The sequence below is a fragment of the Paraniabella hibiscisoli genome, from assembly GCF_022512515.1.
GTDB classification, from domain to species: domain Bacteria; phylum Bacteroidota; class Bacteroidia; order Chitinophagales; family Chitinophagaceae; genus Niabella; species Niabella hibiscisoli.
Map to the genome: position 1 here is coordinate 1,961,700 of NZ_JAKWBK010000001.1, position 17,212 is coordinate 1,978,911.

Sequence of the window (17,212 nt, forward strand, 5' to 3'; positions counted from 1 at the left end):
AATGGGGCGTGGTATTTTAAATGTACTATGAAATCTAATCGAACGATAGCCTGTTATTACTGTTTTCATTGAGATCTTCGGCATTATATTCGGTCTTTTGTGTATATTTAATTATATGCGCCTGCCTTCGGCATATAAATTGACTATCTAAAGAGGCCAAATAGCAATACTTGAAGAAGAAGATTAATTTAAGAGAACTAAAGCTAAAGAGACTCCGGTTTAAAAGGCTTAGGTACCGTACCCTGCTTATTCTGCTGGGTATTGTAGCTACTGTTGTTCTTGCATTTAATTTCTGGTTTATCGATCATGCCGAAGAAGCGCTTGAGCAAATTGTGTATTCACAATCAAAAGGCAAATTAAAGTTAAAAGTATCCAAGTTTAAATTTAACTGGATTAAAAACAAAATCGAACTGCAGGAGGCATCCATTTTCAGTACCGATACAACAGCTGCCACCAGCTATGCCGTTAATACAAAAAACATAAGTATTAAAGCCAGGGGATTTTTACCCTTACTTTTTAAAAGAGAAATTTTAATTGATTCTATAAGATTAGTATCTCCGGGTTTGGTTTTTACGCGCAACAAACCCCGGAATAAAGTAAAGGATACTACCAACGATAATACTTTTTCTGTAGCGGAGGAGATGGGGCGTATATCTAAATCGATAACGGATGCGATCAATGTGCTGCAGATAGATAAGTTCAGGCTCGATGATGGCAGCTTTTCTCTTATCGATAAAACCAGGGCCGGCGAGCAACCTTTTGCCGTAAACAATATTTACATACAGCTCGACAATTTGCAGGTAGATACCACCACCGGTAAAAAAGGGCAACAAAAAATATCTTTCACTGACAATATAGCCGTAAGAACTTTTAATCAGACTATTGCTTTTCCCGGGGACGGCATTTTATTGCGTTTAAAGACTTCAGGGTAAACCTGCAGAACCAGCGTGTGGAGTTTGACAGTTGTACTTTAAGAGCCGTAAAGGGGACAGTTCCCGAACGGCATTCAGGATATTTTTTGATAAACTACAGTTAACCAATATCGATTTCGATTCTTTATACAGCTCTGAAACAATTATCGCAGATTCGGTGTATTGTAGTCGCCCGCAAATTTTCCTGGATATCGACGGGGACCGGAAAGATAATAGCAAAAAGAAAGAGAAGAAAGTTGGCGTAGAGCGTGTTGATGCTGTAATACAGCAATTGCTGGGAGATATGCGATTAGGATATGTGGGTGTGAAGAACTCAGATATTGACGTCAACACTATTAAGAACGGGCGAACCAGTACTTTTTCTTCCAGGGACAACAGCTTTGAAATATACAAACTGGCAGTACGACAAAATGATCTGCGGCCGATTTCACTGGAGAAGTTTGTAATGTCCTTGCACAATTACGAGAATGTGATACGCGATGGTCGTTATGCAATTGCTTTTGACAGCATACGTTTTGAAGATGACATTATCAATTTGAGCCAGTTTAATTTTAAAGAGCTGGATAAAGGTAAAGTGGTAAAAAGCCTGGCCATGCCCAGCTTCCAGGTAAGGGGACTTTCGTGGGAGTCGCTTTTATACGAAAATGTATTCTCGGCGCAAAGTGCTACTTTCTACGATCCTAAAGTAAATTATACTCTTAACGGTAGCAGTAAGAAAGGACGGGCCAAGAGTTTATTTGAAACACTAAATAATATAGATGATGTAATGGATCTGCAAAACCTGGGCATCTACCGCGGTGATATTCAATTGAACTTTAGTAAGGGCGGTTCTTTACGTCTTACCAATACAAACCTGGATCTTCGTGCCAATGATTTTACCAGTGCAGATAAGATAAAAAATGTACAGCGATCTGTAAATGTTTTGAGCTTCGATAAAGGCCGTTTTACAAAGGGAGATCTGGTGGCCGATTTGAACAAGGTGCATCTCTCAGAGAATAAAAGCGGTTTACGTGCCGCCAGCATGGAAGTGAGGGGCAATGGCATAAAGGCTAATGCACACAATATTTTTATAGGTTCAGTTATTTTAGACAGTGCCAGCCAAAGCATATTGGTGGATGGCGTGAAATGGAATAAAGCAACGGTGCACATGTCGCCGGGCGCTAAAAAAACGCAGGGGCTAAGGAAAAAAGAGCAAAACGCCGCTGGTACTACGGGGGATCCAAGGAGCTAATACCTCTCTTGATCTTACTTTAAAAAACAACCATATTACCGGTAGTTTTAACACCATACTACTTCAGGAGTTTACAAAAAATGCAGCAGGCAAGCCCGAGATCAAGGGATTGAGCCTTGACGGTGAAAAAGTGCTGTTGTTAGGACCTGATCTTCGGGTGTCGGTAGACAGGCTCGATATTAAAGACAGGAATCATAGCGTTATAGAAGGGATTGAAGTACAGCAGCAAAACGAATTTGATACGATTATGGCTGTTGTACCCAGGCTTACTATTATTCCGAACATAACTGAGGTAGTAAGCGGCAATCTTACCCTGCAAGGATTAGTGTTGCAGGAGCCACGGGTGAGGGCTACTATTGGAAATAAAGATAGTACTGCTAAAAAAGATAAAAAGTCTACCACTATAGAGATTGGAAGCGCACTACTGCAAAAGCCAGACATCGACTTAACGCTGATTAATAAACAGGACTCTGCCAGCTATATACGTTGGGATGGCACAAAGCTGAACAGTTATCTAAAGATCACCAATCTGAAATCTACGCCGGAAGCTCCGTTGAAGGCAGATCAGATTAAAATGTACCTCACCAACTTTGAGTTCATTACGGCCAAAGCCAGGAAGTATGCCACCAACGATAATAAACTCAATATTGAACTCAATGATGTTTTGCTGGCTAAGAACAGCGATGGCAAAATGGATTGGAAAACCAACCTTAATATTCTCTCCCTAGATCAATTGGCTTTTGACAGCCTTGGTAAGAATAATGCAATACTAGAGTTAGATAAAGGCGATGTAAGAAATGTAGCATTAAATTCAAAGTATATTGGCAGTGTGGGTGATATTATTACCAACAGTACACATCTGAGTATCAATGGTACCAACGGTAAATTTGCTACAGGCAAAAATACGCTGCAGTGGTATGGCTTTACAGTGAAGGATCGCGTGCTGGGAGTTGATTCATTCAGCCTGGTGCCCAAACAATCTGTTGAGGAATACCGTATAGCAAAAGCCTACAATGAAGATTACCTGAGCATTAAAACCGGAAAGATAGTAGGAGGGCCTATTGATCTTGAAAAGTATAATCATGACAGTATTTTAAGTATTGGGCGGATAGAGTTGAACGATGTAGATCTTTTTACCTTTAAAGACAAGCTACAGCCTGATACCGCCAAGCGCTACAAGCCATTGCCTGTAGAAATGCTGCTAGGTTTAAAAAGCAGTTTGAATATCGATAGTGTGAAGCTGAACAATATGCATGTAACTTATTGGGAGATCAACCCTAACACCGACACATTAGGTATTATACCGGTTTCTAATCTCAATGTGTTGATGCGGAATATCAAAAATTATAATATCAAGCCTAACGATAGTATTTATATACTGGCCTCTGCAGATGTACTCGACCAGTTGCATACTACTTTAGACGTAAGCCAGTCCTATAGTGATACTACCGGGTACATGCGGATGAACCTCACAACCGGCCCGATGGATCTTGCTAAATTCAACACAGTATTGGTTCCCCTGGTGGGCGCTAAAGTTTTTGATGGGCAGTTGCAAAGCCTGCAGGTAAACGCTATCGGAACCAATGATGCAGCAATAGGTACAGCACACATGTATTACAGGGGATTGAAGATCGGTCTGCTTAATAAAAAGGATTTGCCTAACCAGACCTTTATGAATAAACTCGTGAGCAGACTAGCCATGGCATTGATTGTGCGGAAAAATAACCGGGGAAAAGAATCGCTGGTGTTTTTGAACGCTGGCAGGATAAATCGCCCATTAACTATATCATCAAAACAACGCTCGAAGGCATAAAGTCGGGTATTGGTTTGCCAGGCGCCAAAAAGAAGCTTAGGAAGTACAACAAGAAAGTTGCGGCGGAGAAAAACTAAGTTTTATTTAAATTGCCAGGAGCCTCCAGTAAGATGAGGTATGGATTGCTCTGTTATTCGGCAATAAATTAGTCCTATAGAGACTTCATATTGATAATAATATTTTACAAACAGAGCCTAACCACGTAGGGGTGGCAGATTAAAAAAATAAGAAGAGTAGTATGAGCTTAGTTTCTATGCCGGATGACCTTTATTTTAAAGGCTACCGGTTTTCTTTTAATAAACAGGCAATTCCCAAAAATGTAGTGTTCCGGTACCTGTCTGGAGAAAGCTACTGGGCTAAAGACATTTCAATCGAAATGGTAGAACGATCTATAGAAAATTCGATCTGCCTGGGCATTTATGATAAAGACGGATTGTTGGCAGGTTTCGGTCGCATGATCACTGATCGGGCAGTATTTGCTTACCTGGCTGATGTTTTTATATTGGAAACCCACCGTGGTCAAGGGCTTTCGAAAATAATGGTTCAGGCATTTTGCGATCTGGCGGAACAATTCCAGGTGAGGCGCACCATGCTGGCCACTCTGGATGCCCACGGGTTATACGCTCAGTTTGATTTTGAACAACTGCCTAATCCTGAATGTTTCATGACCCGGAAAGGGGTTACTTATTAGCACCTCGGTTTATTTGTTTTATTTGCGGTAACTTTGCAGGCTTTAATCGCCCGGCTTTGTTATGGAAAGAATTTATTTAGATAATGCAGCAACTACCTCGTTGGATAAAGAGGTGCTGGACGCTATGTTACCTTATATGACCACTCATTTTGGTAACCCTTCTTCTATTTATTCGTATGGAAGAGAGACCCGTTTGGCTGTGGAAAATGCGCGTAAAACCGTGGCGAGGTTACTGGGGGCACATCCTGGTGAGATTTTTTTACCAGCGGCGGCACAGAGGCTAACAATACGGCAATTTTGGCTTCGTTAAGAGACCTGGGCTGCAAACATATCATTACCTCTCCAATTGAGCATCATGCAGTATTACATACGGTTTCGCATTACAGCAATGATGGAATATCTCATAGCTATGTAAAACTATTACCCGACGGGCATGTTGATTTAAAAAACCTGGAAGAGCAGTTGTCCAATGCAGGTGTAAAATGCCTGGTGAGCCTGATGCATGCGAATAATGAGATCGGCAATCTCTTAAGCATGAATGCGGTGAGTGCTCTTTGCAAAAATTATGATGCCCTGTTTCACTCAGACTGTGTGCAAACGGTAGGGCATTATCCCATAGACTTAAGCCGTACACCAGTAGATTTTATTTCAGCGGCCGGTCATAAATTTCATGGTCCTAAAGGAACGGGTATTTTATATGTGAGTCGCGAACTGCAGATAAAACCAATGATACATGGTGGCGGTCAGGAACGTAATATGCGGGCGGGCACTGAAAACATTTATGGCATTGTAGGGTTTGCCAAAGCTTTAGAACTGGCTATGGCCAACTATGAGAAAGATTCCGCCTATATTAAATCACTCAAGGCTTATATGGCAGCACAGCTGCTAGAAAAAATACCTGCAGTAACTTTCAACGGGGACTATGCAGGTAGTTGTTATACACGGTATTAAATGCATCCTTTCCCTTAACAGAAAGATCGGAGATGTTATTATTCAATCTTGATATCAATAATATTTGTGTTTCAGGAGGCAGTGCTTGCAGCAGCGGCGCCAACCAGGGCTCGCATGTAATTAATATAATTAGCGGCGACCCCAATAAAGTAGCTATACGTTTTTCCTTTTGCAAGCATAATACAAAAGAAGAGATTGACCTGGTGATTGATAGATTGAAAGAATTATTATAATCACATTGGAATGATCAGTAAATAAGAACACCGCCTTCGGGCGGTTTTTACTTTTCGGTTACCCGGTATTCGGGATCATCCATAATGTCTACCTCGATTACACCCCCGGCATTGGCTAACAAACGTCGGCAATCTGCGCTCAGGTGCCTTAATCTTACCGTCTTGCCCAGGTCGGCATAGCGCTTGCTTAGTTTATGCACAGCGTCGATGGCGCTCATATCGCTGATGCGGCTTTCTTTAAAATCGATGATCACGTTTGGAGGGTCATTTGCCACATCGAACTTTTCGGAAAATGCTGTAGTAGAACCGAAGAACAAAGGCCCATAAATTTCATAGTGTTTAACACCTTCGGCATCGGTATATTTTTTGGCCCTGATGCGTTTGGCACTTTCCCAGGCAAAAACAAGGGCAGCGATAATCACGCCTATCAACACAGCCAACGCCAGGTTGTGTAGCCATACAGTTATAGCGGCTACCAGTATGCCCACTATAATATCCGCCTTCGGCATTTTGTTGATGATACGAAAGCTGGCCCATTCAAAAGTGCCAATGGCTACCATCATCATAACACCTGTTAATGCGGCCATGGGCACGCGGCCAATAATGGGTGCGCCAAATAGTATAATGGCTAAAATGGTTAATGCCGCAATGATGCCTGATAAACGGGCCCTTGCTCCAGCCGACAAATTCACAAATGTTTGCGCGATCATAGGACAACCACCCATGCCGGTAAAAAAGCCATTAAGCAGGTTGGCGGTGCCTTGTGCCAGGCACTCCCGGTTACTGTTGCCTTTGGTGCCGGTGATCTCGTCTACCAGGTTTAAGGTCAGTAATCCTTCTGTTAAACCCACACAGGCCATCACCAGGGCGTAGGGGGAAATGATCTGTAAGGTCTCCAGGTTAAAAGGAACCGAGGGGATATGAAAGGGAGGAAACCCGCCGGCGACCGATGCAATATCTGAAACGGTTTTGGTGGAGATACCGAAAATTTCTACTACCGCAAATACTGCTGCAATGGCAACCAATGATGAAGGTATTGCTTTAGTTATCTTAGGAAAAAAATAACAATGGCAATGGTCAGCGCTACCAGCCCGATCATACCGTACAAAGGCATTCCTGAGAGCCAGGCATCTCCACCAGCTGTTTTAAATTGATTAAGCTGCGACATGAAGATGATAACGGCCAATCCGTTGACAAAGCCATACATCACCGGTTGTGGCACCAGTCGAATAAACTTGCCCAGTTTCAGCAGGCCTATCAATAGCTGAATAATGCCAGCCAACGCAACAGCAGCAAATACATAGTCAATTCCGTTCGACTTCATCAATGCAATCAAGGTAACCACGGTCGCGCCTGCTCCGCCAGAAACCAGTCCTGGACGGCCTCCCAATACAGCTGTCACTAACCCCATAATAAAAGCTGCATATAATCCAGTTAGTGGGTTAAAGCCAGCCAGTATGGCAAAGGACAGGGATTCCGGGATCATCGTCATGGCCACGGTAAGTCCCGCCAGTATTTCGGTACGATAGTTTACTTTTTGAGAAAAGTCGAACAAACGGAGAATAGGGGTCATATTTTAAAAAGTTGCAAAGGTAAAGAAAGGCAATTACTGCATAAACTGGCTTATTTTTAAGCAATAACGATTGTTGATGACCGCTTAAATATTTTATATGAAGACCTCCATCAAACATATGGCTTGGGTAATGGCATGGGTAGCTTGCTGGTTTACCAACAGCGTGAGCGGACAGGCTGCTGGTAATAATTTCAGGGTGATAGCTTATTATGCATCCAATGCTGCGAATATTGACAGTTTTGCGATTGATCAGCTAACGCATATTATTTACAGCTTTTGCCATCTGAAGGGCAATCGCCTGGAAGTAGATAATAAAGGAGATTCTCTTACTATACAAAAGCTGGTATCATTGAAAGTGAAATATCCCAAGCTTAAAGTGTTGCTGTCCCTGGGTGGTTGGGGTGGTTGTAAAACCTGCTCCGGTGTTTTTGATACAGACGAAGGCCGAAAAGAGTTCGCAACGTCCGTAAAAGAACTGGCTGATTATTTCAAAACAGATGGCATTGACCTGGATTGGGAATACCCCGCCATAGAAGGGTATCCTGGTCATCCGTTTAAACCGGAGGATAAAAACAACTTTACGGCATTGGTAAAAGCCTTAAGAGTTTCGCTAGGCCAGGAACAGGAAATCAGTTTTGCGGCCGGAGCGTTTCCGAAATTCCTGGAACAGTCCATCGATTGGGCTAAGGTAATGCCTGTAGTAGATTATGTAAACCTGATGAATTATGATATGGTGCATGGTAATACCCCACATACAGGTCATCATACACCTTTGTACAGTACGGATGATCAAAAAGAATCAGTACATGCCTGCGTAAGTTACCTGGAATCTATTGGAGTTTCTCGTCAGCAAATGGTAATTGGCGCTGCCTTTTATGGAAGGAGCTGGGGCCAGGTTGAGAATGTCAACCATGGGTTGTATCAGCCAGGAGTATTTAAAAACTTTTTATCACATAATATTTTTGACCGGATCGTTAATAAAAGGATGGATTTGCTTTTTATTATGACGAAAAAGCGCAGGCTAGCTATGCCTATAATAAAGAGCAAAAAATCTTTGTAACCTTTGATGATGCGGCGTCCATCCGTAAGAAAACGCAATATGCGTTGGATAAGGGCCTGGGTGGTATTATGTTTTGGGAATTGAGTATTGATAAGAAAGAGAATGGTTACCTGAGGGTGATCGATGCTGTGGTGAAGGGAAGGATAGTTGACTAGTTGGTTGGTCTGTTGATAAGTTGACTGGTTGACATGGGACGGAGCTTGTCAATTAATTAAATACCCGAGATGTCTGAAGCGATCGGTTTTGGATATTTGGTCGCCCCTAGTCAACTATTTTAACTTGTTAATTAGCTCACTACTTGTGGTTGACGCGAAAGAATTTTTGATACTAGTGAAAAACTAAAAATGCCCGGAGCGTGTAACTCCGGGCATTTTATTTTAAATGTTTTGAGGAAATTTCCCGTCAACTATTGAATCTGTCAACCGTCCTCTTCCCTAAGTAGCCCATCCTTTATCGCCTTTTTGATAAGGCATGCAGCCATCATATTTCCCCGGAACGGCAGAATAACGCAATGCTTTCGTAGCGCCCGGCTCAGAAGTAAAGAAGCCCAGTAATGTCAATTCCTTCATCATACTAAAATAATGTTTTGACATACGCGCTTTTCCATAGCCGAAGTTTCCTTTCGATCTTTCTACCGAATCCTTGGCATTTTCTTCTTTATCGAGCGCCGCTTGCTTCGTTTTATAATCGTCCGTGCCGGTATATTCTTTAGCCTCTTTATCGAGGGCCGTCAGCAATTCTGTTCTTTGCTGTGGCTGCATTTGCATAAAGCCATTCTTGTATTTATCCTTGCTTATTTTCTCGATGGTACTAAGTCCGTCTTTAAAAACTTGCTGGTCCTGCGGTGTATAACAATCGCGTACCATCGCATGCATAAATTCGCCCACTCTAGCATCTTTGGCTCCAGGAGTTGTTGTTTTGGGTAAAATAGTTTCCGCTATTTCATCCAGGTAAGCTATTTCATCCTTGGTGAAAAAATCAGGAAGTACTTCGGCCCCTGCTTCAGCGGCTTCTTTTTTAGGGGTGGTTTTACAACCCGTCTGAATGAACAATTCTGCTCCCAAAACAGTGCCGCCCACTAGTAGCGCAACTTTTTGTACTGCTTGTCTTCTGTTCATGTTAATTTATTTAAAGATGACAGATGATAGTTGACGGATGATGGTCCTGAAAATCTACTCTGTCGTTTAAAGTGATACTTAGTTTATTAGTAAGCTTGCGATTGAAGTGGCCCAATAGTGTGCTCGTCAATTGCGTACTTTGTTACAAATTTCCTTTCTTAAGTTCGTTTACTGCAAAATCTGCTGCGCGGGCGGTAAGTGCCATATATGTAAGTGATGGGTTCACACAAGCCGCACTGGTCATGCAGGCGCCATCGGTTACAAATACATTTTTAGCATCCCATACCTGGTTGTTGCCGTTTAGTACAGAGGTTTTAGGATCACGTCCCATACGGGCGGTGCCCATTTCATGTATGCCCTGGCCAAAGCCGTATACACTATCATAAGTATGTACATCTTTCAACCCGGCTGCCTCCAGCATTTCAGCAGCATCATTCATCATATCGGCACGCATTTTCATTTCATTTTCTTTGATCTCTGCGTCGATATTCAAAACCGGCAAGCCCCATTTGTCTTTCACATTCTTATCCAGCGTTATTTTATTGTCATGATAAGGCAGTATCTCTCCGAACGCACCTAGACCCATGGTCCATGATCCGGGTTCAGATAATGCTTCTTTCAACTCAGCGCCTACACTATATTCTGCAATAGTACGCTGCCAGTTCTGACGGCTGGCGCCACCCTGGTAGCCAAAGCCACGCAGGTACTCTCTTTTATCATTACCAATATTTCTGAAACGCGGGATATAGATACCACCTGGCTTGCGCCCGAAGTAGTATTTATCTTCGTATCCCTCTACTTTACCCGAAGCGCCACAACGGAAATGATGGTCCATCAAGTTATGACCTAACTCGCCGCTGCTGCTGCCCAAACCACCTTCCCACACATCTGTTGCGGAGTTCATCAGCACCCAGGTAGAGTTCATTGCAGAGGCGCAAACAAAAACCACTTTAGCAAAATACTCATAGGTTTGGTTTGTTTCCGCATCAATGATCTCCACCCCTTTTGCTTTCTGCGTGTCTTTATCGTAAATGATCTTTGTTACAATGGAAAACGGTCTTAGTGTAAGATTACCGGTTTTCATAGCCGCAGGCAGGGTAGAAGATTGCGTACTGAAATAAGCACCGAATGGACATCCCAGCCAGCATTTATTGCGATATTGGCAGGCTGTCCGACCAGGCAACGGCTGTGTAATATTGGCAACCCTTGCGTTCGTCATAATACGCGAGCCTTTGTAATGTTTTTTAACCGGTCTGCTACATCTTTCTCTACACAGTTCATCGGCATAGCCGGCATCAGGTGACCATTCGGATATCCCGGAAAATCTTCGTTGGTACCATTAATACCCGCAAATTTTTCTGCATAAGTATACCAGGCGTCCAGTTCTGCGTGCCGAATGGGCCAGTCTACGCCCACTCCGTCCTTGGCATTTGCCTCAAAGTCGATATCACTATGGCGATAGCTTTGACGTCCCCACATTAATGACCGTCCCCCTACATGGTAGCCACGGTACCAGTCAAAGCGCTTGGTTTCGGTGTAAGGGCATTCTTTTTCATTTACCCAATAATCAAGATTGGTTTCATTTAAAGGATAGTCTCTTTTTAAAACCGGATGATCTTTGATCATTTCCTGTGTACGTCCGCCACGATGTGGGAAATCCCAGGGATTTTTATTAGCATTTACGTAGTCCTGTACGTGCTTAATATCACGCCCTCGTTCCAGCATAATGGTTTTCAATCCTTTTTCGGTCAGTTCCTTTGCGGCCCATCCTCCCGAAATACCACTGCCAATAACAATAGCGTCATAAGTGTTATCTGCCATATAGAAGTTTTCTTTTAAATATAGTTTTCGAATAGTATAACAAGCTGTTTCATTGCAAGCAGGTTTTAAAGATATTCAAAAACACCGAAATCAACCTGTATGTGAAAATATTTTCCTTTGGAGCATGAAAAAGCCCGGGGTTAACCGGGCTATATATTATAATTATTCCTAACGCTGAAAGATATATACTTCTCTACCTGTTGCAGTAGAACGCTGAAGTGTCATTTTTGCAAAAGAGCCGGCCAGGTTTTCCTGGATTTTAAATTCGTCTCCTCCATAAAGAATGGACTTTGTATCGAGGAAAGAATAAGTTTTTGCATCTGCCGGATTTTCCACACCACTGGAGTTATAAAAATGAACCTTATTATCCGATTTAAATTCAGCGTATGCAGCTCCCTCTGTAAGATTATTGGAAGTTGTTGGTTCGGAAGAACTACCCAGGTAAATTTGATGCGTTACTTCCCATTTACCCGCTCTTGCATTATTCCGGATGGTATCCAGTCCAAGCCCATCGCGGGTTTTGCTACAGGAAGCAAATGAAAATGAGGCGATTGCCGCCAATAAATAGCACACTGTGATTTTTTTCATTACAAGTTTTTTTATTACGGATTTTAGCTCGCTAAATACAAGGAGTGCGCCAGGCAAAAATTGGTTGCATTGGCTCAAATAAACAAGGATATTTTAAAAAAATTATCTTTGCAGCATGCAAAACAACACAGATACAAGGTTTCAGGAAGATGTGGATGTAATGACGCTCACAGCTTCATCCTGCCAGCTGATTGTTTGGAATGATGAAGTGAATACTTTTGAATGGGTGATCGAAACATTAATGGAAATATGCGGGCATAGTTTTGAACAGGCAGAGCAATGTGCTTATATTATTCATTTTAAAGGTAAATATGCGGTAAAAAATGGTCCCTTTGATGACCTGAAGCCTATGTGTGAAGCTATTATCGACAGAGGTATTAATGCTACAGTAGAAGAAGTGGTATCTTAATCTAACTGCTTTTTTCATTTTTCTATCTCTCATTTTTAAGAACAATAATGGCAATTTTTGCCCTTGATGAATCCATACATTTTCCTCCCGTTCACCTAGCCGAACCAGATGGTTTACTGGCAATTGGCGGTGACTTATCGAATGAGCGGCTTTTGCTTGCCTACCGGTCAGGAATCTTTCCCTGGTATAGCCAGCCGCCGATACTTTGGTGGTGCCCCGACCCTAGATTTGTGCTTTTCCCTAAAGAATTAAAGATCAGCAAAAGCCTGAAGCCTTTATTGAATCGAAATGCGTTTGAGTTTACAGTGAACAAAGCTTTCAGACAGGTGATCAGTCATTGTAAAAATGTAGACCGTCCCGGTCAGCCAGGTACCTGGATTGGTGAAGAGATAGTTGAGGCCTACTGCAGGCTGCACGAATTGGGGTATGCGCATAGTGCGGAGGTTTGGCAGGAAGGAAAGCTGGTAGGTGGGCTTTATGGCATCAGGTTGGGGAAAGTGTTTTTGGAGAAAGTATGTTTAGCCTGGTTAGTAACGCGTCCAAGTATGCTTTTACCCGGTATGTACAACAATTGATAAGCGAAGATGTACAGATGATAGACTGTCAGGTGCATACCGAATACCTGGAGAGCCTTGGTGCTGTCATGATCGCGGGAACCGAATTTCAAGAATTGTTGAAGCATTAATTGTATAGCGAATCCGGAGGAATCAAAAATCCCGGCAATCGCCGGGATTTTGAAACAAACTAAAACCTCGTTGAGAAAATATTGGGTAACATATCGCGCCAGGTGGGCCAATCATGCTTATAGTTTTCGCCCCAGTTATCAAAGTCGTAAGGAATGCCTTTATCATATAAGGTTTTTGCAAACTCTCCGCCTGCCCGGGGATCTTCGTAAGAACCGCTACCCGTTAAAATATGCATATGATTACTGCGCCTGATGTTTTCCAGTATATGGTGATCTGAAAGATTGGGCATATAATGTTGCGGGCTGTTGAAGTACACATTGTCATCCATATAGCCGTTACTATAATAGGTGAGATCATAAACGCCGCTCATCGCTATCACACCGTTGATCAGGTCCGGGCGTTTTAAGAATAAATTCATACTGTGCAGTGCTCCAAATGAAGCGCCGCTAATGAATACAGGGGTGTCCGGGCTGGTTTCGCTTTTGATGTAAGGGATTACTTCGTTGTATATATAATTATTCCATTGTACATGGCGATTCGATTTGTCCCATGGCGCCATGTTATTATTCATCCAGCTTTCGTTGTTCACACTGTCTACTGAAAACACTTTCATTTTTCCCCGTTAATGAAAGGTGCCAGTGAATCGATCAGTTGAAAACGCTCATATTCCAGGTAATCTGCAGCAGCAGTAGGTACCAGCAATAATGCAAAGCCATAATTGCCATAGCTGACAATGGGCATTTCTTTATTTAAAGATGGACTGTGCCAGCCAAAAACCTTTCTATTCATATATTAATTTAATGTTTTGTGTAAAATAAAATATTAATGCCATATTCGGCAATATTTTACCCGTTTGAAAATAAAAAACGGTTTAATGTGAATAATTGCGGCTGATAAGAATTGATAATACCAGGCTGAGTTCTGCCGGTTATCGACCTGATTCTGCTAATTTTGGCGTTTATTAAAAAGTTGAGGAAATGAAGTTGATACAAACCGCGGAAAGAGTGTCGCAATTGGATGCATCAGATAACTATGTTTACCAAAGATCACTGTTGGCTTATGATGAGGCAGCCAGACTGGTGTCGGGAGATGTATTGGAGATTGGCACTGGAAGTGGCTATGGGATTGAGCTAATTGCCTCCAAAGTAAACCGTTTTGTTACTATTGATAAGTTTGAAAATGACAATGTAGCTCCGCTATTAAAGAAGTATTCCAATATCAAGTTTCTGAAAATGAATATTCCTCCTTTTGAGGGTATTCCGGATAATACTTTTGACTTTGTGATCACCTTTCAGGTAATTGAGCATATAAAGAACGATCAACTATTTACCAAAGAGATCCACCGTGTATTAAAACCCGGCGGTAAGCTGATTGTGACTACACCTAATAAAAGTATGTCGCTCACACGTAATCCCTGGCATATCAGGGAATACCTGGTCCCCGAATTAAGAGATCTGCTATTAAAGAATTTTGCCAGCGTAAAAGCCCTGGGCGTATATGGTGATGATACGGCGATGGAATATTATCATGCGAATAAAAAGGCAGTGGAAAGGATCACCCGCTTTGATTTTTTGAATCTTCAGCACAATTTGCCCCGTTGGGTATTACAGGTGCCTTATGATTTGCTGAATCGCTGGAACCGTAAAAAGATGCTAAGCAGTGATAATGAAATGGTGGCCAAGATCAAAATGAGCGACTTTTTTATTGCAGAAGCTGGTAATGACTGCCTGGACCTGTTTTACGTTGCAGAAAAATAATTTAGTAAATTTGAGTACTAAATGATTAAGATATGAGTGTACTGGAAATGCAATTGGCAGCGATAAAAGAAATTACAAAGCTGGAAGACGAAAATGCGCTGAGGGAAGTGCTGGAACACCTGGCTAAAATATCATCAAAAGAAGAACAAAAGCCGTTAAATCTATCTCAGCATTATAATAAAGTTAAAGAGCAATACGGCAATGTATTGCAAAAACTTGCGCAATGATATCTCTTGAGGATATACTAGTATTGCATGATTTGTCAATAATGGACTATGGTGGTTCTAAAGGGTTACGTGATAAAGGCCTTTTAGAGCCTGCCATAACACGACGGTTTCAGACCTTTGGAGGCGTGGATTTATATCCCTCGGCTTTTGAAAAGGCAGCTGCAATAATGGAGAGCATTATTGTTAACCATCCTTTTTCCTTTTGTAGATGGTAATAAAAGAACCGGAGTTCTGGCTGCAATAACGTTGTTGCTGGAGTATTCCCAACAGGTAAATGCCAACGAGGTAAACCTATATGATTTTGTTATAAAGGTATCAACCGGGGAAGCTAAATTTGATGATATTGTGCAATGGCTCAAAGCTAACACATCAGCCGTTTAGCACGTCTTTTATTGCCTGTGCTTTAAGCAGGCTTTCTTCCCACTCTTTTTCAGCATCGCTATAAATCGTAATTCCTCCGCCAGCCTGAAAAGAAAGGTATTGGGTAGTTTGATTATACATAATACTCTGATTACTACATTGAAGTCGAAATCTCCCCTGGTTGTATATAGCCTAATGCTCCTGAAAAAATACCCCGCCTGCTTTTTTCATATTGATCAATCAGCTGCATCACCTTTATTTTAGGTGCACCGGTCATGGAGCCCATGGGGAAAGTGGCGTTAATAATATCCGCAAAGTTTGTTCCCTTGTTTACTATTCCGCTGATAGTAGAGATCATCTGGTGTACCTGCGGAAAGCTATAGATGCCAAAAAGCTCGTCTACCTGCACAGAACCTTCTTCACAGATACGGGAAAGATCATTGCGTACCAGATCTACGATCATCACATTCTCCGCGCGATCTTTTTCACTTTGAGCCAGCGATTGTCTTTCTTCCTCTAAATGATCGGTAGCATTTGTTCGACGTAGCGTGCCTTTTATTGGCTGACTGAAAATGCGGTCATTTTCTTTTCGGATAAATCTTTCCGGGCTGGCGCATAATAACCATTTATCGTCTAGCCGGTATAGCGCAGAGAAAGGGTTGGGTGATTTCTGGTTGAGTTTTTCGAATAAAAAGAATGGATCTGTATCTGCCTGGTCAATAAAAAATTCCTGGCAAAAATTGATCTCATAACAATCGCCACGTTGTATATGTTTTTTTAATTGCTCAATGGTGGCAATATATGCTTCGCGCGTCATCCTGCTTTGCACAGGAGGAAGTGGCTTTTCTTCGCCTTTTGCAACCGCTACAGAAGCCTTGTTAATAGTCGTAAATACCTCAGCAGGATCGTTAGCTTCAATCGCAAGCCTATGGGCCTTACAGGTTATCAGAATCTCTGGTTCGAAGAAAAATATGTTGGGAAAGAGAAGGGCGTCTTCTTTTTCGGAATGGCTGATTTTTTCGGAGGTGTTCAGCTCATATCCTAAATGTCCAAACAGCCATCGCTTACTTTGGTTGTTAAATGCCCGGAACCCTTCCAGTGCATTGGTTTCGGAAGATTGAAACATGGCATTAGCACCTGCCGCAACCACGAAGTCGTACTCGCCCTGGTATTGGCTGCTGTCTAAAAAGCAAAAAGTGTTGAACTGTTTTAACCAATTCAACACTTTTTGTTTAAAAACATTAATATCTTCTACTACAAAATTGCTGTGCAATTGAGCTGATCAAATAAAAGGTTTATTAATAATCATCATCTTCGTCATCGAAATCGTCCTTACCACCGCCGCCAAACAAATCTTTGAACTCATCGTCAACTTTAAAGTCGTCGTCATCATCAAAAGATTTTTTGCCGCCGCCAGATTTACCTTTTGATTTTGGAAGATCGAATTCGTCAAAGTCTTTGTCCCAATCTTCGCTTTCTTCGGGCTTTTCCCAATCGTCATCCTGGTCTTCCACATCATCATCGTCATCCTCTCCTTTAGCAGCTTTTCCTTTTTAGGGGTTGCTTCTTCGTCAAGGAAGTCTTCGTCCTCGTCAAAGTCTTCTTCGTTTTTCGATTTTGATGAAGTTTTTTTACAGGCTTTTCTTCATCGTAAGCCTTATCCGTTTCACTTGCTTTGGATTTATTTGATTTCGCCATGATCTAATAAATTATACTGTAAATTTTATTCTAAGTTTTTAAATAGCCAAATTTTTAAAAATAA

General features: G+C 42.0%; 22 protein-coding genes and 2 pseudogenes. 14 read left to right on the forward strand and 10 right to left on the reverse strand.

Translation table 11 applies throughout. The annotated features are described in order from the left end of the window. Positions 1 to 170: 170 nt before the first annotated feature. The 7 genes from MKP07_RS12405 (at position 171) to MKP07_RS38420 (ending at position 5,851) form a co-directional block, all read left to right on the forward strand. Positions 171 to 932 (forward strand): AsmA family protein, encoded by a 762-nt coding sequence (locus MKP07_RS12405; RefSeq protein ID WP_240847481.1) that lies wholly within the window; start codon positions 171 to 173, stop codon positions 930 to 932. A gap of 31 nt (positions 933 to 963) precedes the next feature. Next, positions 964 to 2,163, forward strand: a complete 1,200-nt coding sequence (locus MKP07_RS12410) for a hypothetical protein (protein ID WP_240847482.1) — start codon at positions 964 to 966, stop codon at positions 2,161 to 2,163. A 109-nt stretch (positions 2,164 to 2,272) separates the two neighbouring features. Further along, on the forward strand, positions 2,273 to 3,976 hold the full coding sequence (locus MKP07_RS12415; RefSeq protein WP_240847483.1) for a hypothetical protein: 1,704 nt from the start codon (positions 2,273 to 2,275) through the stop codon (positions 3,974 to 3,976). A gap of 238 nt (positions 3,977 to 4,214) precedes the next feature. Then, the gene (locus MKP07_RS12420) at positions 4,215 to 4,667 is read left to right on the forward strand and encodes a GNAT family N-acetyltransferase (RefSeq protein ID WP_240847484.1); all 453 of its coding nucleotides are present in this window, start codon (positions 4,215 to 4,217) and stop codon (positions 4,665 to 4,667) included. A gap of 61 nt (positions 4,668 to 4,728) precedes the next feature. Beyond that, positions 4,729 to 4,977 (forward strand): aminotransferase class V-fold PLP-dependent enzyme, encoded by a 249-nt coding sequence (locus MKP07_RS38410; protein WP_262919272.1) that lies wholly within the window; start codon positions 4,729 to 4,731, stop codon positions 4,975 to 4,977. Continuing rightward, positions 4,965 to 5,618: a cysteine desulfurase family protein gene (locus MKP07_RS38415; RefSeq protein ID WP_262919273.1), complete on the forward strand. Its 654-nt coding sequence runs from the start codon at positions 4,965 to 4,967 to the stop codon at positions 5,616 to 5,618. Before MKP07_RS38410 ends, MKP07_RS38415 begins: the two co-directional genes overlap by 13 nt. Positions 5,619 to 5,650: 32 nt before the next feature. After that, positions 5,651 to 5,851: an aminotransferase class V-fold PLP-dependent enzyme gene (locus MKP07_RS38420; protein WP_262919274.1), complete on the forward strand. Its 201-nt coding sequence runs from the start codon at positions 5,651 to 5,653 to the stop codon at positions 5,849 to 5,851. 47 nt (positions 5,852 to 5,898) lie between these two features. Here the strand turns inward: MKP07_RS38420 and MKP07_RS12430 are convergent, their stop codons facing one another. Continuing rightward, positions 5,899 to 6,876, reverse strand: a complete 978-nt coding sequence (locus MKP07_RS12430) for a SulP family inorganic anion transporter (RefSeq protein WP_240847485.1) — start codon at positions 6,874 to 6,876, stop codon at positions 5,899 to 5,901. A gap of 20 nt (positions 6,877 to 6,896) precedes the next feature. Further along, a complete protein-coding gene (locus tag MKP07_RS12435; protein WP_240847486.1) occupies positions 6,897 to 7,424 on the reverse strand; it encodes a SulP family inorganic anion transporter in 528 nt (175 codons plus the stop codon). Positions 7,425 to 7,521: 97 nt separating this feature from the next. On the opposite strand from MKP07_RS12435, the gene MKP07_RS12440 reads away from it, so the two are divergent. After that, the gene (locus MKP07_RS12440) at positions 7,522 to 8,484 is read left to right on the forward strand and encodes a glycoside hydrolase family 18 protein (protein WP_240847487.1); all 963 of its coding nucleotides are present in this window, start codon (positions 7,522 to 7,524) and stop codon (positions 8,482 to 8,484) included. A 434-nt stretch (positions 8,485 to 8,918) separates the two neighbouring features. Here the strand turns inward: MKP07_RS12440 and MKP07_RS12445 are convergent, their stop codons facing one another. The 3 genes and pseudogenes from MKP07_RS12445 to MKP07_RS12455 form a co-directional block, all read right to left on the reverse strand. Continuing rightward, the gene (locus MKP07_RS12445) at positions 8,919 to 9,602 is read right to left on the reverse strand and encodes a gluconate 2-dehydrogenase subunit 3 family protein (RefSeq protein WP_240847488.1); all 684 of its coding nucleotides are present in this window, start codon (positions 9,600 to 9,602) and stop codon (positions 8,919 to 8,921) included. 142 nt (positions 9,603 to 9,744) lie between these two features. Then, positions 9,745 to 11,423, reverse strand: a pseudogene (locus tag MKP07_RS12450) (GMC oxidoreductase). A gap of 168 nt (positions 11,424 to 11,591) precedes the next feature. Further along, positions 11,592 to 12,011, reverse strand: coding sequence for a hypothetical protein (locus MKP07_RS12455; RefSeq protein ID WP_240847489.1), 420 nt, complete (start codon positions 12,009 to 12,011; stop codon positions 11,592 to 11,594). Positions 12,012 to 12,126: 115 nt separating this feature from the next. Between MKP07_RS12455 and MKP07_RS12460 the strand changes: the two genes are divergently transcribed. Together MKP07_RS12460 and aat are read left to right on the forward strand one after the other, a co-directional pair. Continuing rightward, positions 12,127 to 12,420: an ATP-dependent Clp protease adaptor ClpS gene (locus MKP07_RS12460; RefSeq protein WP_240847490.1), complete on the forward strand. Its 294-nt coding sequence runs from the start codon at positions 12,127 to 12,129 to the stop codon at positions 12,418 to 12,420. Positions 12,421 to 12,467: 47 nt separating this feature from the next. Beyond that, positions 12,468 to 13,105, forward strand: a pseudogene (aat, locus tag MKP07_RS12465) (leucyl/phenylalanyl-tRNA--protein transferase). A 59-nt stretch (positions 13,106 to 13,164) separates the two neighbouring features. Here the strand turns inward: aat and MKP07_RS12470 are convergent. Then, positions 13,165 to 13,719 (reverse strand): alpha/beta hydrolase-fold protein, encoded by a 555-nt coding sequence (locus tag MKP07_RS12470; protein ID WP_240847491.1) that lies wholly within the window; start codon positions 13,717 to 13,719, stop codon positions 13,165 to 13,167. After that, positions 13,716 to 13,895 carry a hypothetical protein gene (locus MKP07_RS12475; protein WP_240847492.1) on the reverse strand — a complete coding sequence of 60 codons (180 nt, stop codon included), beginning with the start codon at positions 13,893 to 13,895 and terminating at the stop codon, positions 13,716 to 13,718. The genes MKP07_RS12470 and MKP07_RS12475 overlap by 4 nt, the downstream gene beginning before the upstream one ends. Positions 13,896 to 14,083: 188 nt before the next feature. Between MKP07_RS12475 and MKP07_RS12480 the strand changes: the two genes are divergently transcribed. The 4 genes from MKP07_RS12480 to MKP07_RS12490 are packed head-to-tail and all read left to right on the forward strand — an operon-like array spanning position 14,084 to position 15,471. Continuing rightward, the gene (locus tag MKP07_RS12480; protein ID WP_240847493.1) at positions 14,084 to 14,863 is read left to right on the forward strand and encodes a class I SAM-dependent methyltransferase; all 780 of its coding nucleotides are present in this window, start codon (positions 14,084 to 14,086) and stop codon (positions 14,861 to 14,863) included. A 32-nt stretch (positions 14,864 to 14,895) separates the two neighbouring features. After that, positions 14,896 to 15,090, forward strand: a complete 195-nt coding sequence (locus tag MKP07_RS12485) for a hypothetical protein (RefSeq protein WP_240847494.1) — start codon at positions 14,896 to 14,898, stop codon at positions 15,088 to 15,090. A gap of 41 nt (positions 15,091 to 15,131) precedes the next feature. Then, positions 15,132 to 15,305 carry a Fic family protein gene (locus tag MKP07_RS42430; protein WP_394803650.1) on the forward strand — a complete coding sequence of 58 codons (174 nt, stop codon included), beginning with the start codon at positions 15,132 to 15,134 and terminating at the stop codon, positions 15,303 to 15,305. Continuing rightward, a complete protein-coding gene (locus tag MKP07_RS12490; protein WP_240847495.1) occupies positions 15,271 to 15,471 on the forward strand; it encodes a hypothetical protein in 201 nt (66 codons plus the stop codon). The genes MKP07_RS42430 and MKP07_RS12490 overlap by 35 nt, the downstream gene beginning before the upstream one ends. Here the strand turns inward: MKP07_RS12490 and MKP07_RS38425 are convergent. Genes MKP07_RS38425 through MKP07_RS12500 form a run of 3 tightly spaced genes read right to left on the reverse strand, consistent with a single transcriptional unit; the run spans position 15,460 to position 16,964 of the window. After that, on the reverse strand, positions 15,460 to 15,591 hold the full coding sequence (locus tag MKP07_RS38425; protein ID WP_262919275.1) for a chorismate-binding protein: 132 nt from the start codon (positions 15,589 to 15,591) through the stop codon (positions 15,460 to 15,462). The two genes, MKP07_RS12490 and MKP07_RS38425, sit on opposite strands and share 12 nt — an antisense overlap. Before the next feature lie 13 nt (positions 15,592 to 15,604). Continuing rightward, positions 15,605 to 16,723 carry an anthranilate synthase component I family protein gene (locus MKP07_RS38430; protein WP_262919276.1) on the reverse strand — a complete coding sequence of 373 codons (1,119 nt, stop codon included), beginning with the start codon at positions 16,721 to 16,723 and terminating at the stop codon, positions 15,605 to 15,607. Positions 16,724 to 16,748: 25 nt separating this feature from the next. Beyond that, positions 16,749 to 16,964, reverse strand: a complete 216-nt coding sequence (locus tag MKP07_RS12500; RefSeq protein WP_240847496.1) for a hypothetical protein — start codon at positions 16,962 to 16,964, stop codon at positions 16,749 to 16,751. Positions 16,965 to 17,212 lie beyond the last annotated feature (248 nt).

Excerpts from the sequence above, each read along its gene's own strand:
- MKP07_RS12420 (WP_240847484.1), top strand. The coding sequence starts at position 4,215 with ATGAGCTTAGTTTCTATGCCGGATGACCTTTATTTTAAAGGCTACCGG.
- MKP07_RS38410 (WP_262919272.1), top strand. The coding sequence starts at position 4,729 with ATGGAAAGAATTTATTTAGATAATGCAGCAACTACCTCGTTGGATAAA.
- MKP07_RS38420 (WP_262919274.1), top strand. The coding sequence starts at position 5,651 with ATGTTATTATTCAATCTTGATATCAATAATATTTGTGTTTCAGGAGGC.
- MKP07_RS12435 (WP_240847486.1), bottom strand. The coding sequence starts at position 7,424 with ATGACCCCTATTCTCCGTTTGTTCGACTTTTCTCAAAAAGTAAACTAT.
- MKP07_RS12440 (WP_240847487.1), top strand. The coding sequence starts at position 7,522 with ATGAAGACCTCCATCAAACATATGGCTTGGGTAATGGCATGGGTAGCT.
- MKP07_RS12445 (WP_240847488.1), bottom strand. The coding sequence starts at position 9,602 with ATGAACAGAAGACAAGCAGTACAAAAAGTTGCGCTACTAGTGGGCGGC.
- MKP07_RS12455 (WP_240847489.1), bottom strand. The coding sequence starts at position 12,011 with ATGAAAAAAATCACAGTGTGCTATTTATTGGCGGCAATCGCCTCATTT.
- MKP07_RS12460 (WP_240847490.1), top strand. The coding sequence starts at position 12,127 with ATGCAAAACAACACAGATACAAGGTTTCAGGAAGATGTGGATGTAATG.
- MKP07_RS12470 (WP_240847491.1), bottom strand. The coding sequence starts at position 13,719 with ATGAAAGTGTTTTCAGTAGACAGTGTGAACAACGAAAGCTGGATGAAT.
- MKP07_RS12475 (WP_240847492.1), bottom strand. The coding sequence starts at position 13,895 with ATGAATAGAAAGGTTTTTGGCTGGCACAGTCCATCTTTAAATAAAGAA.
- MKP07_RS12480 (WP_240847493.1), top strand. The coding sequence starts at position 14,084 with ATGAAGTTGATACAAACCGCGGAAAGAGTGTCGCAATTGGATGCATCA.
- MKP07_RS12485 (WP_240847494.1), top strand. The coding sequence starts at position 14,896 with ATGAGTGTACTGGAAATGCAATTGGCAGCGATAAAAGAAATTACAAAG.
- MKP07_RS42430 (WP_394803650.1), top strand. The coding sequence starts at position 15,132 with ATGGACTATGGTGGTTCTAAAGGGTTACGTGATAAAGGCCTTTTAGAG.
- MKP07_RS38425 (WP_262919275.1), bottom strand. The coding sequence starts at position 15,591 with ATGTATAATCAAACTACCCAATACCTTTCTTTTCAGGCTGGCGGAGGA.